Consider the following 15195-nt stretch of genomic DNA (forward strand, 5'->3'; position numbering starts at 1 on the left):
GATGGCGCTTGTCCCCGAAAACATCCGTATATCGCTCTCCAGAAAGTGGCAGAGCCTGCCCCAGAGGGATCAGAATGCCCTCTTGGTGCTGGGTGTCGCGCTGGCCCTTTTCATCGCCGTGTTCGGAATCTGGCGCCCTGCAGCACAGTTTGCCGAATCTGCACGTGCCGATGCCGAACAGGCCCGAGCCGACTACATCTGGATGAAAGAAAGGGAAGCATTGGTCCGCGCACTCAGACAAAGCGGTTCATCACAGGCAAACGGACGCGTGCTGACAATAGTGAATCAGGAAGCGGGACGCTATGGTATTGAACTGAAGCGTTTTGAGCCCCGGGGCGAGAACCGTCTCAATGTCTGGCTGGAAAGCATCCCTTTTGATAAGGTGGTGCTTTGGTTATCTCAGCTTGGCAAGCAGGGTATTCAGGTACGTCAGATTTCAGTGGATCAGGCCGGTCAGCCAGGTCTGGTCAACGTACGGCTTTCCCTGGAACGCTGACGGTAACAATAAAAACAGAACAAGGACACCCATCATGCAAACCACACTGGATACGGAAGACACTCGGCTTGTCCGGCTTGATCGCTCCGTACTGGTTGAGGCCAAGACGATCCTCTATCACGCCTACAGGAACGAACCCACCTTTCAATACCTGTTTGACAGTCACCGTCCCGGCTATGACCAGCGCGTGCGAGCGACCCTGCGAGAAGGACTGGAACTGCACTTTGCCTCCGGCCAGGATGCGCTGGGTATTCTTGTCGGTGACAGGTTGGCTGCCGTAGCACTGATTTCCAATGATCACTCCCGGACCGGTCTGGGTAATCAGTTCAACTGGCGGATCCGGATGATGCTGACGGCAGGCCTGGCGTGTACACGCCGCTATATGGAATATCATGAGCAAATCAGAAGCCTGCTCCCCGAGGGCATGTGCCATTATCTGCCGTTCATTGGTGTGGATCCGGATTATCAGAAACACGGTCTGGGGCGCAAGCTGATGGATGCAGTCGAAAATATCTGCCGTGAAACACCCGTCAGCTCCGGAATCGCACTGGATACCGGAAACGCCAGGTATATCCGTTTTTACACTTCGCTGGGTTACCGGAAAATCGGTGAGATAGAGCTGGGCTCCGTGAAGGAAATCCTGCTGTTCAAGAGTTTGGTAAATGATGAGTGATTCATATGATCTGATTGTCCTGGGCGGTGGCTCGGGAGGTGTGCGGGCTGCCAGAATTGCGGCCTCACTGGGCGCCCGTGTCGCCATTGTCGAGGGGTGCTTCTGGGGTGGAACCTGCGTAAATGTGGGCTGTGTGCCGAAAAAGCTATATGTTTACGCCTCCCATTATCATCAGAGTTTTGAAGAGGCCGAAGGCTTCGGTTGGAAAGCAGGACAAATCAGTCATGACTGGGCCATCCTGCAAGCTAGGCAAAGAGCAGAAATTCAGCGTCTGAATGGTATTTACAGCCGGCTTCTGGATCACAGCGGTGTCACCCGGATAGAGGGCTATGGGCGCTTTCTTGATGCCCATACCATTGAGGTAAATGGCGAAAGGTTGACCGGGCGATATATTCTCGTCGCCACCGGCAGTACACCCGAGTATCCCGATATTCCGGGAAAGGAATGGCTGCAATGCTCAGACCGGCTTTTCGAGCTGAAAGAAAAGCCGGGCAGGGCAGTGGTCTGGGGAGGCGGTTATATCGCTGTTGAGTTTGCGTGCATTCTGGCGGGGCTGGGTGTAGAAACCACGCTGGTTTACCGTGGATCACAGATATTGAGAAAGTTTGATCCGGATGTATCTGCATTCGTACAGTCCGAACTGCCGAAAAAGGGTATCTGGCTGAAACTTGATACCACACTGGAGTCACTGGAACGGGTGGATGATGGCGTCCGCGCTCAGCTCAGTAACGGAGAGTCTTTGATTGCGGATGAAGTATTTGGTGCGACAGGTCGCCGCCCGAATACCGATCAGCTCAACCTGGAGGCTGCAGGCGTAATGACCGGCCCGAAAGGGGAGGTCATTGTCGATGAAAATTACCAGACATCGCAGGCACATATTTTTGCGGTGGGTGATGTGATTGACCGCGTACAACTCACGCCTGTTGCTCTGGCAGAAGGCATGTACGTTGCCAACCGTCTGTTCGGAGGGATTCCGAAGCCGGTTCGCTATGACCTGATTCCCACAGCCGTCTTCTCCCAACCGGCCATCGGTACTGTTGGCATGACCGAACCCGAGGCGAGAGAAGCAGGACATGAGGTTCGGATCTACATGACCGATTTCAAGCCCCTCAAGCATACGCTTAGCGACATGGACGAGCGTACGCTGGTCAAGCTGATCGTGGACGCAGAAACGGACAGAGTTCTGGGTGCCCACATGGTTGGGGATGAGGCTGCCGATGTGATTCAGGGGATTGCCATCGCCATGACCGCAGGAGCAACCAAGTCAGACTTTGACAGTACAATCGGCATTCACCCTTCCAGTGCGGAAGAGTTCGTCACACTCCGTACCCCGGTCCGTTAAGGACTGTTCATTGCCCCTGACGTATCGAGTCCGGGCAAGGGTGCCAGGTACTCGCCAAGCACCCTGGCCAGTACCTGGCGCTTGACCGGCTTGGCCAGAAACGCATCCATGCCTGCTGCCCGGCATCGATCCTCGGCACCATCCAGCGCATTGGCTGTCAGCGCAATTACCGGTGTGTGCGGGCGACCTTCAAGGGCTTCCTGCCGGCGAATCATTTTGGTGGCTTCAATGCCATCCATCACCGGCATCTGGCAATCCATGAGGATCAGATCGTAACGGCCCTTTGACCACAGGGTGAGTGCCTCACGACCGTTGTAACAGGCCTGGCAGGTCAACCCAAGGTGACGCAACAACCCCATAATGACTTTCTGGTTGACCAGATTATCTTCAACCACCAGCACGTGCCCCTGTAACCTGACATCATTTCCGGTATCACTTTCGATCGACTCTCCGGATGCCTTCACGATGACGGGCAGCGAGACCAGATAGCGGTTGCCTGATTCACTGTCTTCACGGGGTTCCCAGAGCAGCCTGCCCCCCATCAGTTCCAGCAAGCCACGAACCAGAGAGAGACTGATACCAAAGCCAGGGGGAGCTGCTCAATGACAATCAACCCCTTCTCCTCACCATCAAAGAGTGCCTTGCGAACGGCCTCATTCAATGGTGGCGCATCATCTTCACATTCAATCTGAAGCTGCATCCGTTCATCCGTCATGGCCTGTAACCGGGTATGGATACGGATTTCCCGGCACTCCGAGTATTTGATCAAGGCGCCCAGAAGCGTGCCTAATAACTGGCGAACACGCTCCGGATCAAGGGATACTCTTCGTCCGTCAATATCGGGGGAATGACTGACTACAATCACTCCCCCCTGGCTTCGAGCGTGTCCCGATAGGCTTCGGTTACCTCATCCACAAGATGAGTGGCCAGACAAGGCACGGGATCCAGCGTAACCTTGCCACGATCCAGCAGAGAGTAATTGAGGATATCCGAGATCTGAGCCAACAAGTTTTCGGCTGAACGCAAGGCTGTGTTTGCATATTCCTTTTGTGTCGGACTCAGAGTTGTCTGCTCCAGCAACTGGAGCATGCCAATCACGCCATTAAGGGGAGTTCTGAGTTCATGACTCATGAGCGCCAGAAATTCACCTTTTGCTGCGCTGGCGGTTTCAGCACGCTTGCGTGCCTTCTCCAGGGCCAGGATATGCGCATTCATTTCCCGATCCTGCTCCGCAAGCTTTCCTGACAACGTGTTGACGGCGTCAATCAGCTCACCCAACTGACCATCCACATCCTGATCTGCCATGTGGTGGCCGTAATTCCCGGCAGCCAGACGGGTCAGTGAGGAATGTATCGACTCAAGCGGCGATGAGATGGCCTTGACCAGCGCTCTGACCAGAAGCAGTACCAACAATACCATTACCAGCCCGAGAGAAAGGGCATTGACAACGATCTGGTTGCGCTTGCCGTTAAGTGTGTCGAGGGATATTGTGAGCTCCACCTCACCAAGGCGATCAGGTACATCTGTCGCGCTACGGCTCAGGCCTGAAAATTCGGTAAACGGATCATTACTCAATGCGACAGCAGGATTCCGGACGGGTTGCCGGATCAAATGCATCTGCACCGGGGATTTATCCGGACCTTCACTTTCTGCAACGACGTGACCATTCTCGTCCAGAACCCGGACGCGTGAAACCCAGTCCTGATGTATTCCACGACTGATCTGCTTTTGCAGGCCCATATAGTTGCCGGTCAGCAGGTCATATTCGGACATCAGTGCAACCTGCCCGGCCAGCAGCTCCCCCTTGCTGACAAGATCCTGTCTGGCGTCTGCCAGCCTTGCTGAAGTAAAAAACCAAAGCAGGGCCAGGAGCAGAAACCCACTGGGTACCAGTCCCAGAATCAGGGCCCGCGTCTGAATGGATTGCCCGCGCCTCTTCATCGTGTCGCCTCCATCCTTTCCAGCTCGTGACGGAGCATGTCATCCGAAGGTGGATTCAGCCCCAGCGAACGCGCAACCTGGCGATTTACTGCAACGGAAAAGTAGCGTGCGTATCCTGGCCGCGGCCAAAACCCGTGCTTTTTGTAAAACTCGAGTGCCTCGATGATTTCACGCGAGAAATCTCCAATACTGGAAAAGGTTGTTGCCAGGCTGCCGGCTCGTACATAGGCAAGGGAAGGGCCAACCACCGGCTTTCCATGCCGGTACGCGGACAACAGGATCAACTTGATCAGGTTTCGGTTGTAAATTTCCGGTTCCGGTGTCGCAAGCAAGGCATCAGCACTGTTCAGCGCTCGTGACAGGATTCTCGGTAACTCATCCTGATTTCGGAGTGTAAACGACTGAACACTCAACGCAGGGTGTTTGGGCCACTCGGCCAGCGGTTTGTCTGCAGGCACCAGAACTGCGACCGTCTTCGCCCTGGGCAAGAGAATGGAGATCAGATTCAGCTGCCTTTCGGGAGGGGATTCCAGATAAATGACGCTGTGCTGACGCTCCCTGAACGGAGGCAGAGCGCTGAGCTTCTCGTAACTGGCCTTGCGGATAAACACGCCGAGCGTGGGCACCTTCGGAAGTGCCGCCGAGACTCTTTTGAGAGCCTCCTGGCCCAGCGCCACAATACGTACATCTTCAAGCTGTGCAACCTGATCAGCCAGTGCCCCGACATTATTCTGGCTGACCATGACGAAATCCCAGTTCAAGCCATCCAGCTCGTTGAGAAACTGCCTCAGTTCATGTGCTACGGGGGAATATTCCGGGGCCACAAGGAGTACGGAGGTTCGGGCGTGCGACCATGAACCCGCAGTCAAACACAGAAAAAGCAGCCACAGCCGGACGCTCCCGCGAACCATTCACACCTGCTCCATTCAGAGATTCAGCGCAACCTGCGCAAAATAGTGAGTGCGATCATCATATACATTGTCCTTGAACATCACAGGGTCATCATTGAGATAGTGTTCCACCTTGACGCTGAATTCAACGGAAAGGTGACTGCTCAGCCGCTTTCGCCAGCCAGCCCGCACGTCCAACCTCTGATAGTCGAACTCGCCAATGCTGTCAGCGATATAGTAAACAACGGCTGTTGACAGGTTCTGAGGCCACTGACGCATCCACGCCAGGCTGCCACTGTGTTGGGCACTGAGTCGTCTTTCAATTTCAAATAAACGGTTCTGGGAAAAGCCCGTATATTGAGGCAGAAAGAGCTTGTTGCCTGTGTACTGTTCATCCTGATCCATATATGCGTAAGTCCATCTCAGCGTATCGCGCCTGCCGGCCTGCCAGCGACCTTCAATCTCCAGACCGGTCTGAGTGACATCAAGGTTGTTTTCCGGATCAAAAGAGAAATAGTTCAGCGGTGCACTGATCAGATCCCAAAGGTGGTCACGGTAGACCTTGACGTCCAGCTCAAGACCTTGTGAAGGCAGGTTGATGTAAAGGCCCAGTTCCCGGGCAACAATCTGTTCTTTTTGCAGCCCTCCGGGAGATCTGACTGTAAAGGTCCTGGCTTCCGTGGCGCCGTTCAGGGGTGGGGTGAGGTTTCGTGCTGTAAACTGCCACTGAGCGGACTGTTCATAGGTGTCCGGTGTGCGAATGGCATGCGAGACGACGGCTCTGAGCGTTACCTGAGATGTAATATGATAATTCAACGCCGCACGAGGCGAGAAATTGAACCCATTCGCCTGGTCATCTTCTGCCATCCCGCCCAGATGAACAACCCAACGATAGGCCGGACGGTATTCACTGCTGAAAAAAGCAGACAGGACCCGGTTGCGACCAAAGCCATCAAAATACGTCTCGCTCCAGAAACGATCCTGCCTCCAGGACACCCCGCCAAGGACACGTATTTCGGGGGTAGGCGTCCAGATGGACTGCACTTCCAGCTCATTTCTTCGTTCACGGATAGACAGGTTCGTATCCCCGCAGACCTCGGGTACGGGTGGATTCAACATGTCGTTGATCACCAGAAGTGCAAGTTGGTCATCTGATGCGCTGCCGATGCCTGAACTGCCGCCCCCGGCTATCGTTGTATAGAGACCGCCAAGAAACGAACTGTCTGCACCGATCAGAATGCTGCCGTATGTCTGATTACTGGCATAAAGACGGGTGAGGGCAGGGCTGAACAGAACCGGGTGCACACAGGCGGTGAACGGTTGATCTCTGACACGCTGCTGTGTGTAGGCTGTCAGCTTGAGATTCAGGTCGGGCGACACATCCCAGTCAATCCGGGTTGAAAGGTAATTGTCGCGGGCCCGTATATCAGGATCTGTTGCCTGCCCGTCGCCCTCATTTCTGGGTACTTGCTGATCGCCGTTGAGCAGACCGGCGTCCAGATACCAGCGCTGATTGTCGCTTCTGTTCCAGAGAAGCACGAGATTCGCCCCTGCGAGATCGTAACTGTCACGGAAGGGGGTCTGCCCATCACGCCGATAATCAAAACCCTGTTCACGTTTGTCATGAACACTGGCGCGGTACTGGAACTCCCCCGCGCGCCCGCCCCATCTCGCAAACCGCTTCTGATCGCCAATACTGCCTGTTTCGCCGAAAACCCGGCCGCCGTGAGTATCCTCCGGGTGGCGTGTAATGATATTGACCACGGCCAGAAAGGCGTTTGCGCCGTAGGCTGCAGTGTTGGGGCCTCGGGTCACCTCAATGCGATCAATATCCTCCAGAGCGACTGGCAAATTGAGCCAGTCCACACTGGCGAGATTGGGGTTATATACAGAACGGCCATCGACAAGAACCTGAAGGCGACGTTGTTCATTAGCATTGGTTCCGTGGTAGGACGTGACCGGAACATTGGCGCCGACATAACCGACAGTCATTCCGGGGACCAGGCGAAAAACATCGTGCAGATTCCGGATGCCGAGTGCATTGATATCCTGATGGGTGATGACTGTAACAGAGGCCGGAACCTCGGAGCGTGGCTGCTTCAACCGAGCCGGTGTCAGGACGGTCGGCACATCATCAAAGTACCATGTATCAGCCTCGGTAGCCGGATCTGATGCGGCCAGGAGCCACCCTTCGGCCAAAGGATCACCGGCCAGCGCAAATTGTGAAGCAGACAGGAGACAGAGCGGAGCGATCCAGCGGCTATAACGAACGGGCGAGAACGTCGTCAGGCGTTTAACTGTGTCATGGCGGATAGAGAGTAATTTCATCTGGTATCTGTAATTCTGTGTTTATTTTTGTATTTCATTGTATATGCTTGGGGCATGTTTGTCCCGCATGAAGCCACTTGATCAGAGATTGGTTGGTTATGTTGAATCTAATAAAACACGCCCCATGGGTCAGCCTGACCGGACTCTACACTGCGCATGTATGGCGCATTCATGAATTCGCTCCGGCAGAAGTGGACACCTGGCTTGGCCGTGCAGCAAGGGTTTCATTGATGCCATTTGAACAGATTTCAGAGGCACTGTGGGGCACCTCTCTGGAGCGCACCCTTGTCGCTCGGCATCAGGCCATGGATGACAAGGCCCGCACCTGGCTGAACAGGCATCCCGAGGACCGATGTGCTTTCATTGAGCTGCCCTGTGGGCTGGCAACACGATCACGCCGGCTGGCAAGTTCATGTCCAGGACAGCCGGTGTCCTGGATAGAAGCGGATCTTCCTGCCATGATGGATGCCCGGCAAAAACTGCTGGGTTCCAGCCCACGGGTTCAGAGCATACCCGTCAATGCATTGGAATGGGAAGGCAGAACCGGTCTGGCGCGTCTTGCCGACGCGATACAAGCCCGTCATCTCTGCGTCACCATGGAGGGTCTCCTCAATTACCTGGGAATAGACGGTATCCGTCAGGCGCTGGCCATGCAGAGGAAAATGCTGGATTACACCGGGCAGGACCTGACGCTGATTGCCGACATTTGGCCGGACCTGCGTCACCAGCCACTGGGCCCGATGCGTCACATACCTGCGAGAATTCTGAAAACTCTGACTGGAAGCGAAGCTGGACTGCTCGGGAAGAGTGCGGACGAAATCCGGGGCTGGTTCATCGAGGCCGGATTCGAAGCGGTCACGCTATACACCCTTGATGGCGAAGTATGTCAGTCACTCGATATGACGCCGGCACCCTGGTGTATTCTGGTGGAAGCGTATGCCAAAGCCGGCGTCCGATAACATTGTCAACGAAACCTGCTGATGGATTGAAGAGGCGGATATTCACTGGCAAGGGATATCCGGTAGCACTCAAGGTATTCGCGCATTGCGGACTTTTGGCGACTGAAAATTACAATGACAGCCAGACAGGCGGGCCGGCATGGCATGGCATGACTGGAATTCTGACGTCAGAATGGCTGCTGAGGTATAACAATCGTCATGGATGTTTACCGTCGGCAAACGCGTTGATCGTTCGTTCCCGGCGTCGTTACTGGGCTCCAGCCATTACGCATAATGTATATTATGTTAAATTTAATATCCTTGGTACCAGAACCTCAGTCATACGGCTGAACACTCATGTTTTTTCCTTATCATTAACGCTCTGGCCAGGCAGTGTTCGCATTAAAAATGCTGTGGTTTCTTAATATGCGAGTTGCCGTTAACGGATGGCATCAAGGGCAATGGCTTCCAGGACCCCGGCAACCTTCTTCAGCAAGGCGTTACACGCTTGAGAGAGTTGGTGGCGCTTTCCGAGATAGACCGGATCATTGTACGCGACGCTGGTGGTGCCCTCCGAGTTTTGCCAAACCAGCAGCTTTTGAGGAAGGTCTATCGCAACGGTCCGGCCACACTTCATCAATGGTGTGCCTACCTTGGGGTTACCAAAAATCAGAAGCTGGGTCGGTGCCAGCGTCGTTTTTTCCCGTGTTGTGGACAACGAGACCTTCATGGGCAAATGCCAGGTGACCGAATGTCAGTAAAATAAAAAGAGAGAGACCAACGCGCCTTTTCATGGTGTGATGCCCTTTGGCTTGTGTTTCGTCCATCCTACCGCGCCTGTATCCTAGACGACAACGATTTCCGTTATCCATTCCAGATTCGTACCATGCGACCGCGGAACAATTCAATTCAAAGGCACAGGAATGTTTGATTACTGCGTGTATTAACGCACAGCAGTAGCCGGAACCGTTATGGCTCTGTCAGAATGTCAAACGAAGGAAGTCACAATCCACCGATTGCTACACTTTTCTGTATGCAGAATTAGAAAAAATTAGAAATGCTTTATGAGAATGGAGTTACGAATGCTGTATCTTATTGAATAAGGAGGAAAAATTGGTCGGGACGGCAGGATTTGAACCTGCGACCACCTGCACCCCATACAGGTGCGCTACCAGACTGCGCTACGCCCCGACTTTTTGGTTTCGCTGATTGGCTCAGCGGGTGCGAATATTACATGAGTGTTTTATAAAAATAAAGCCCTGTCCGTGCACTTTTTTCAGTGTGAATCCAGTGTGTGCAAAACATCCTCCAGCTCCACGATCATTTGGCGGATGAGCTGCTTGCTTTGCGAGATATCTTCCTTGACTTCGCTACCAGCCAGTTTCTGCTTGGCCCCACCAATGGTATAGCCCTGCTCATATAGCAGGCTACGGATCTGGCGGATCGTCAGCACATCCTGACGCTGATAGTAGCGCCGGTTACCCCGGCGCTTGATGGGTGAGAGCTGCGGGAACTCCTGCTCCCAGTATCTCAGAACATGAGCCTTGACCTGACAGAGCTCGGCCACCTCACCTATCGTAAAGTAACGTTTACCCGGTATGGGCGGCAGTTCATTGTTGTGACTCGGTTCCAGCATATGCTTCCACTTTTGCCTTCAGCTTCTGACCAGGACGGAACGTGACTACGCGGCGCGCCGTAATCGGAATTTCTTCACCGGTTTTCGGATTGCGTCCGGGGCGTTCCCTCTTGTCCCGCAGGTCAAAATTCCCGAATCCGGAAAGCTTGACCTGCTCGTTGTGGCTGAGTGCATTTCTGATCTCGTCAAAAAAGGCCTCAACCATTTCCTTGGCTTCACGCTTGTTCAGGCCCACTTCCTGATACAGCCTCTCGGCAAGGTCCGCTTTGGTGAGCGCTGGCATGGCTTCAACTCCTCAATGTAGCATCGAACTCCGATTTGAGAGCCGTCACAACTGCATTCAGGAATCCGTTTACCTCATCATCCTTCAAGGTGCGTTCCGGATGTCGCCACGTCAGACCGATAGCACAACTCTTGTGTTCAGGTCCAACATGCTCGCCTTCGTACACGTCGAAGAGTACCTGACGTACACACCATTCACCAGCATGGCGCGAGATCACCTCTTTCAAACGTGCCCAAGGTACCGAACGCTTCACAACGATGGCAATATCACGCCGGACTTCCGGGAATCGTGATACGCCCCTGAATACAGGGACTTCTCCACAAGTCACCTTGTTCAAGGATAGCTCAAAGATTCCGGCACAGCCATTCAGATCAAGCATTTTGTTAACATCCGGATGCAAGATACCAAAATGACCTGCTTTTTCCCCATCGATGACCACATCTGCACCCTGCCCCGGATGAAGCATTCTGAGCGATGAGCGTTCAAAATGCACGCGTGAGGCAGCAATACCCGCGACGTCAAGAATACTCTCTACGATCCCCTTGACGTCAAAAAAATCAATGTCTGCCCGGGTTGAGGTCCAGCTTTCCGGTTCCCGACGGCCAACGAGTACGCCGGCCAACATGGGCTCCTGAACAATATGTTCTTTTGCGTTTTCAAACCTCAGGCCACTTTCGAAAAGCCGGATGCGGGATTGCTGGCGCGCCTGGTTGTACGCCGCAGCCTTGAGCAATCCGGGGACCAAAGAAGTACGCATCGTATTCATGTCCGAAGCAATCGGATTGGCCAGATCAATGGCGTTGGCTTCCGGCACACAGGCCCTGAGGAGATCCCCGTCCACAAAGGAATACGTGATCGCCTCACTGAATCCCAGCGAATTGAGATGTTTGCGGAGAACCTGAACGGGTGTCTGACGTTCATCAGCGTCGCGAAACTTCACATGCGCCAATGAAGCATTTTCCGGGAAGTTGTGATAACCGTACAGGCGCGCAATTTCTTCGATGAGATCCACATCCAGACGAATATCAAAACGATGGCTTGGTGCCCGAAAACTCCAGCCATCCTCGTGGATTTTCTCGGCCACAATTTTCAGTCGAGCGAGCTTCTCTTCAACCCGGGTTTTGCTCAGCTGAATACCCAGCCGGCGTTCAACTTCGCTGTATTTCAGTCGTACGAGTGGCTGCGTGGGCAGGTAGTCCTTATCTTCAACTGCAAATACAGGTCCCGGTTCGCCGCCGGCAATTTCGAGTATCAGCTGCGTTGCGCGCTCGATGGCACGTTTCTGGTGAACCGGGTCCACACCGCGCTCGAAACGATGAGAAGACTCCGTATGCAAGCCGTAACGCCGCGCTTTTCCTGCAATGTGCTCAGGTGCAAAAAAAGCACTCTCCAGGAGAATATCACGGGTTTTTCCGGAAACGCCGCTATGTTCGCCTCCCATGATCCCGGCTATCGCCAGTGGCCGCTTTTCATCCGCTATGACCAGCACATCTGCAGACAATTCAATTTCCTGTCCGTCAAGAAGTACCAGCTTTTCACCTTTCTTGGCCCAGCGGACCTCGATATGCCCATTCAATTCCTCCAGATCAAACGCATGCATGGGCTGGCCCAGCTCGAGCATGACATAGTTCGTCACATCCACGGCTGGATCAATGCTGCGAATACCGGAACGCCTCAGTTTTTCCGTCATCCATACAGGTACCGGACGGGAGAGATCCACATTGCGAATGATACGTCCAACGTATCTGGGACAGGCTTCCGGTGCACTGAGCCGGACGTCGAATACGTCATTGTGTTCGGACGGGACCGCGTTGAATGACGGCTCATCGAACGGAATATTGTTGAGTGCGGCCACCTCCCGGGCAATCCCGGTCACGCTGAGGCAATCGCTTCTGTTGGGGGTCAGATCCACATCAATGATCTGATCGTCCAGATCCAGCCACTTGCGAATATCTTCACCCACCGGCGCGTTTTCCGGCAGCTCCATCAATCCCGAATTATCGTCAGACAATCCCAGTTCGGACTCGGAGCAAAGCATGCCACAAGACTCCTGCCCCCGCAGCTTTGCCTTGCTGATTTTGATTCCGCCCGGCAGCCTTGCCCCCACTTTGGCAAATGGCACTTTGAGGCCTGGCCGGACATTGGGCGCCCCGCAGACCACCTGGACACTGCCCTCCCCGTCAGATACCTGACAAATACGAAGCTTGTCCGCTTCCGGGTGAGGTTCAACACTTTCAACCTGCCCGACAACAACGCCTGTGAAAGGCTTGGCTGCCGCGACAACATCATCAACCTCCAGCCCTGCCATGGTCAGCTGCTCAACCAGTGCCGCACTGTCAATATCGGGATTAACCCATTCTCTAAGCCAGTTTTCGCTGAATTTCATCTGTAACCCGTCCTATCCGTTTTCCTGCCTGACGTTGCGCTCAGAACTGCTCAAGAAACCTGAGATCATTTTCAAAAAAGAGTCGCAAGTCATTGACGCCATAGCGCAACATGGCAAGGCGCTCTACCCCAAGACCGAAGGCAAAACCGGTATATGTTGCGGGATCAATCCCTGTCGCTTCCAGAACCTTGGGATGAACCATGCCGCAACCCAGGATTTCCAGCCATTTGGTCTTGCCTTCCGCATCAACCCCCCACTCAATATCCACCTCTGCAGAGGGTTCGGTGAACGGGAAGTACGAGGGTCGGAAACGCACTTTCAGCGCGTCATTCTCAAAAAAGTGACGCAAAAAATCGACAATGGTGCTTTTCAGGTCGGCAAACGATACTCGTGTATCCACCACCAGTCCTTCGACCTGATGAAACATGGGGGTATGTGTCTGATCGGAATCACAACGGTAGACACGACCAGGACAGATCATTCGGAATGGTGGTTTCTGGTCACGCTCCATCACCCGAACCTGTACCGGACTGGTATGTGTACGCAACAAGTGACCGTCCGGGAAATAGAAGGTGTCGTGCATGGCACGTGCCGGATGATAGGCAGGTATATTGAGGGCTTCGAAGTTGTGGTAATCGTCTTCGATTTCCGGGCCCTCTTCAACGGAGTATCCGCAACCCTCAAAAAACGTCCGGATACGTTCCAGCGTCCTCGTGACGGGGTGAATATGCCCCACATCTTCCCGCCGCCCGGGAAGTGTGATGTCCACCTCTTCACTGGCAAGGCGTTTTGCAAGGGCCTCGGCTTCAAGGGCAACCTTTCTTGCCTCTATGGCCTTGGCCAGCAACTGTTTGACGGCATTGATTTCGGCGCCGGCGGCCGGACGCTGCTCAGGGGGCAAGCCTGACAGTGATTTCAGTTGCTGGGTAATGGCCCCCTTTTCCCCAGATACTCTACGCGAATGGCATCCAGAGACTGTACGTCAGTTGCCTCGTCAATTTCGGCTTGTGCCTTGTTCTTGAGTTCTTCGAGATTCATCGTCCTGCCTGCTCTGAAAACAAAATAGGGGAAGAGCTGCCCCTTCCCCTACTCACACCAAAACCCGCTAAAGTTTCAGCTACCCATCAACGCTTCAGGCCAGGGCTTCCTTGGCTTTCTCAACGATAACGGCAAACGCTGCCTTTTCGTTCATAGCCAGATCAGCCAGAACCTTGCGATCGATTTCAATGTTGGCTTTACGCAGCCCTGCAATCAGCCTGCTGTATGACAGACCATTTGCACGTGCGCCCGCATTGATACGCGCAATCCAGAGTGCTCTGAACTGGCGCTTGCGCTGACGACGGTCACGGTAGGCATATTGACCCGCTTTAATGACGGCCTGTTTGGCAACCCGGAATACGCGGCTGCGTGCACCGTAGTAACCTTTTGCCTGTTTCAGTACTTTCTTGTGACGGCGGCGAGCCGTTACACCACGTTTTACGCGAGGCATCTTCTCTTACTCCTGTGACCTTTATTGACCCAACATACGCTTGACTTGAGGCACATCAGCCTTGGCAATCTGCACTTTGGGACGCAGATGACGCTTACGCTTGGTGCTCTTCTTGGTCAGGATGTGGCTGGTAAAGGACTGGCGGTGCTTGAAGCCATTGGCTGTCTTCTTGAACCGCTTGGCAGCGCCTCGCTTGGTTTTCATTTTGGGCATGATATGTTACTCCGCATTCATCATGTTTTGGACTGCCTGCCGGCAATCATTTCTTTTTGGGGCCCAGCACCATCACCATCTGCCGACCTTCCATCTTCGGTCTTTGCTCGACTGTGCCATACTCCTCAAGGTCCTTTTCGACCCTTTGAAGCAGTGCCATGCCGAGCTCCTGATGGGCCATTTCACGACCACGGAACCGTATGGTTACCTTGGCCTTGTCCCCGCCTTCAAGGAAACGTATCAGGTTGCGTAGTTTGACCTGATAATCCCCTTCATCCGTCCCTGGTCTGAACTTCACTTCTTTGACCTGAATCTGCTTTTGCTTCTTTCGCGCGGCGGCCTTGGCTTTCTTCTCTTCGAAGATTTTCTTGCCATAATCCATGATCTTGCAGACGATCGGATCGCCATCTGCGATTTGAACCAGATCCAGCCCTTCCTCTTCGGCGCGCGCGAGCGCGTCACTCAGAGGGACGATGCCGACCTGACTCCCGTCAGAACCGATAAGCCGCACTTCACGTGCAACGATGTTTTCGTTTATTTTCGGGCGTTCCGGACGGCCTTGCCGATTGTTGCGCTTAAT

16 protein-coding genes, 1 tRNA gene and 1 pseudogene are annotated in these 15195 nt (G+C 53.9%); 4 read left to right on the forward strand and 14 right to left on the reverse strand.

Going from position 1 to position 15195, the window contains the following annotated elements; translation table 11 throughout:
- Position 1: 1 nt before the first annotated feature.
- From gspM to gorA, 3 genes are read left to right on the forward strand one after another with little or no spacing between them, the layout of a single operon-like run.
- Positions 2 to 496: a type II secretion system protein GspM gene (gene gspM / locus AAIA72_RS03400; RefSeq protein ID WP_369602044.1), complete on the forward strand. Its 495-nt coding sequence runs from the start codon at positions 2 to 4 to the stop codon at positions 494 to 496.
- 34 nt (positions 497 to 530) lie between these two features.
- Positions 531 to 1169: a GNAT family N-acetyltransferase gene (locus AAIA72_RS03405; RefSeq protein WP_369602045.1), complete on the forward strand. Its 639-nt coding sequence runs from the start codon at positions 531 to 533 to the stop codon at positions 1167 to 1169.
- Positions 1162 to 2511 (forward strand): glutathione-disulfide reductase, encoded by a 1350-nt coding sequence (gorA, locus tag AAIA72_RS03410; protein ID WP_369602046.1) that lies wholly within the window; start codon positions 1162 to 1164, stop codon positions 2509 to 2511. Before AAIA72_RS03405 ends, gorA begins: the two co-directional genes overlap by 8 nt.
- Here gorA and AAIA72_RS03415 read toward each other — a convergent pair.
- The 5 genes from AAIA72_RS03415 to AAIA72_RS03435 all read right to left on the reverse strand — a co-directional run bounded on the left by AAIA72_RS03415 (position 2508) and on the right by AAIA72_RS03435 (position 7670).
- Positions 2508 to 3065, reverse strand: a complete 558-nt coding sequence (locus AAIA72_RS03415; protein ID WP_369602047.1) for a response regulator — start codon at positions 3063 to 3065, stop codon at positions 2508 to 2510. The genes gorA and AAIA72_RS03415 overlap by 4 nt on opposite strands.
- Entirely contained in the window at positions 3053 to 3376 is a 324-nt protein-coding gene (locus AAIA72_RS03420; protein ID WP_369602048.1) for an ATP-binding protein, read from the reverse strand. Before AAIA72_RS03420 ends, AAIA72_RS03415 begins: the two co-directional genes overlap by 13 nt.
- A complete protein-coding gene (locus AAIA72_RS03425) occupies positions 3373 to 4452 on the reverse strand; it encodes a histidine kinase dimerization/phospho-acceptor domain-containing protein (RefSeq protein ID WP_369602049.1) in 1080 nt (359 codons plus the stop codon). The genes AAIA72_RS03420 and AAIA72_RS03425 overlap by 4 nt, the downstream gene beginning before the upstream one ends.
- Positions 4449 to 5195, reverse strand: a complete 747-nt coding sequence (locus tag AAIA72_RS03430) for a hypothetical protein (RefSeq protein WP_369602050.1) — start codon at positions 5193 to 5195, stop codon at positions 4449 to 4451. The genes AAIA72_RS03425 and AAIA72_RS03430 overlap by 4 nt, the downstream gene beginning before the upstream one ends.
- A 183-nt stretch (positions 5196 to 5378) precedes the next feature.
- Positions 5379 to 7670, reverse strand: a complete 2292-nt coding sequence (locus AAIA72_RS03435) for a TonB-dependent receptor plug domain-containing protein (protein WP_369602051.1) — start codon at positions 7668 to 7670, stop codon at positions 5379 to 5381.
- 230 nt (positions 7671 to 7900) lie between these two features.
- On the opposite strand from AAIA72_RS03435, the gene AAIA72_RS03440 reads away from it, so the two are divergent.
- Positions 7901 to 8629: a hypothetical protein gene (locus AAIA72_RS03440; RefSeq protein ID WP_369602052.1), complete on the forward strand. Its 729-nt coding sequence runs from the start codon at positions 7901 to 7903 to the stop codon at positions 8627 to 8629.
- Positions 8630 to 9047: 418 nt separating this feature from the next.
- On the opposite strand, the gene AAIA72_RS03445 is transcribed toward AAIA72_RS03440, so the two are convergent.
- From AAIA72_RS03445 to infC, 9 genes and pseudogenes are all read right to left on the reverse strand, one after another.
- Positions 9048 to 9338 carry a DUF302 domain-containing protein gene (locus AAIA72_RS03445; protein WP_369602053.1) on the reverse strand — a complete coding sequence of 97 codons (291 nt, stop codon included), beginning with the start codon at positions 9336 to 9338 and terminating at the stop codon, positions 9048 to 9050.
- Positions 9339 to 9722: 384 nt separating this feature from the next.
- Positions 9723 to 9799, reverse strand: a tRNA-Pro gene (locus AAIA72_RS03450).
- 85 nt (positions 9800 to 9884) lie between these two features.
- Positions 9885 to 10244, reverse strand: a complete 360-nt coding sequence (locus AAIA72_RS03455) for a MerR family transcriptional regulator (RefSeq protein ID WP_369602054.1) — start codon at positions 10242 to 10244, stop codon at positions 9885 to 9887.
- The gene (ihfA, locus tag AAIA72_RS03460) at positions 10219 to 10527 is read right to left on the reverse strand and encodes an integration host factor subunit alpha (RefSeq protein ID WP_369602055.1); all 309 of its coding nucleotides are present in this window, start codon (positions 10525 to 10527) and stop codon (positions 10219 to 10221) included. The genes AAIA72_RS03455 and ihfA overlap by 26 nt, the downstream gene beginning before the upstream one ends.
- Before the next feature lie 4 nt (positions 10528 to 10531).
- The gene (pheT, locus tag AAIA72_RS03465; RefSeq protein WP_369602056.1) at positions 10532 to 12913 is read right to left on the reverse strand and encodes a phenylalanine--tRNA ligase subunit beta; all 2382 of its coding nucleotides are present in this window, start codon (positions 12911 to 12913) and stop codon (positions 10532 to 10534) included.
- Between the two features lie 40 nt (positions 12914 to 12953).
- Positions 12954 to 13951, reverse strand: a pseudogene (pheS, locus tag AAIA72_RS03470) (phenylalanine--tRNA ligase subunit alpha).
- A 94-nt stretch (positions 13952 to 14045) separates the two neighbouring features.
- Positions 14046 to 14402, reverse strand: coding sequence for a 50S ribosomal protein L20 (gene rplT / locus AAIA72_RS03475; RefSeq protein WP_369602057.1), 357 nt, complete (start codon positions 14400 to 14402; stop codon positions 14046 to 14048).
- A gap of 21 nt (positions 14403 to 14423) precedes the next feature.
- A complete protein-coding gene (gene rpmI / locus AAIA72_RS03480) occupies positions 14424 to 14615 on the reverse strand; it encodes a 50S ribosomal protein L35 (RefSeq protein WP_369602058.1) in 192 nt (63 codons plus the stop codon).
- Positions 14616 to 14661: 46 nt separating this feature from the next.
- Positions 14662 to 15195, reverse strand: coding sequence for a translation initiation factor IF-3 (gene infC / locus AAIA72_RS03485; protein WP_369602961.1), 534 nt, complete (start codon positions 15193 to 15195; stop codon positions 14662 to 14664).

This window comes from Thermohahella caldifontis (assembly GCF_041153465.1).
Taxonomy (GTDB): domain Bacteria; phylum Pseudomonadota; class Gammaproteobacteria; order Pseudomonadales; family Oleiphilaceae; genus Thermohahella; species Thermohahella caldifontis.

What these genes read in the sequence shown, in the direction of transcription:
- gspM (WP_369602044.1), top strand. Translation starts at nt 2, where the DNA reads ATGGCGCTTGTCCCCGAAAACATCCGTATATCGCTCTCCAGAAAGTGG.
- AAIA72_RS03445 (WP_369602053.1), bottom strand. Translation starts at nt 9,338, where the DNA reads ATGAAGGTCTCGTTGTCCACAACACGGGAAAAAACGACGCTGGCACCG.
- ihfA (WP_369602055.1), bottom strand. Translation starts at nt 10,527, where the DNA reads ATGCCAGCGCTCACCAAAGCGGACCTTGCCGAGAGGCTGTATCAGGAA.
- AAIA72_RS03425 (WP_369602049.1), bottom strand. Translation starts at nt 4,452, where the DNA reads ATGAAGAGGCGCGGGCAATCCATTCAGACGCGGGCCCTGATTCTGGGA.
- AAIA72_RS03440 (WP_369602052.1), top strand. Translation starts at nt 7,901, where the DNA reads ATGCCATTTGAACAGATTTCAGAGGCACTGTGGGGCACCTCTCTGGAG.
- gorA (WP_369602046.1), top strand. Translation starts at nt 1,162, where the DNA reads ATGAGTGATTCATATGATCTGATTGTCCTGGGCGGTGGCTCGGGAGGT.
- AAIA72_RS03405 (WP_369602045.1), top strand. Translation starts at nt 531, where the DNA reads ATGCAAACCACACTGGATACGGAAGACACTCGGCTTGTCCGGCTTGAT.
- rpmI (WP_369602058.1), bottom strand. Translation starts at nt 14,615, where the DNA reads ATGCCCAAAATGAAAACCAAGCGAGGCGCTGCCAAGCGGTTCAAGAAG.
- AAIA72_RS03430 (WP_369602050.1), bottom strand. Translation starts at nt 5,195, where the DNA reads ATGGTCAGCCAGAATAATGTCGGGGCACTGGCTGATCAGGTTGCACAG.
- AAIA72_RS03435 (WP_369602051.1), bottom strand. Translation starts at nt 7,670, where the DNA reads ATGAAATTACTCTCTATCCGCCATGACACAGTTAAACGCCTGACGACG.
- pheT (WP_369602056.1), bottom strand. Translation starts at nt 12,913, where the DNA reads ATGAAATTCAGCGAAAACTGGCTTAGAGAATGGGTTAATCCCGATATT.
- AAIA72_RS03455 (WP_369602054.1), bottom strand. Translation starts at nt 10,244, where the DNA reads ATGCTGGAACCGAGTCACAACAATGAACTGCCGCCCATACCGGGTAAA.
- rplT (WP_369602057.1), bottom strand. Translation starts at nt 14,402, where the DNA reads ATGCCTCGCGTAAAACGTGGTGTAACGGCTCGCCGCCGTCACAAGAAA.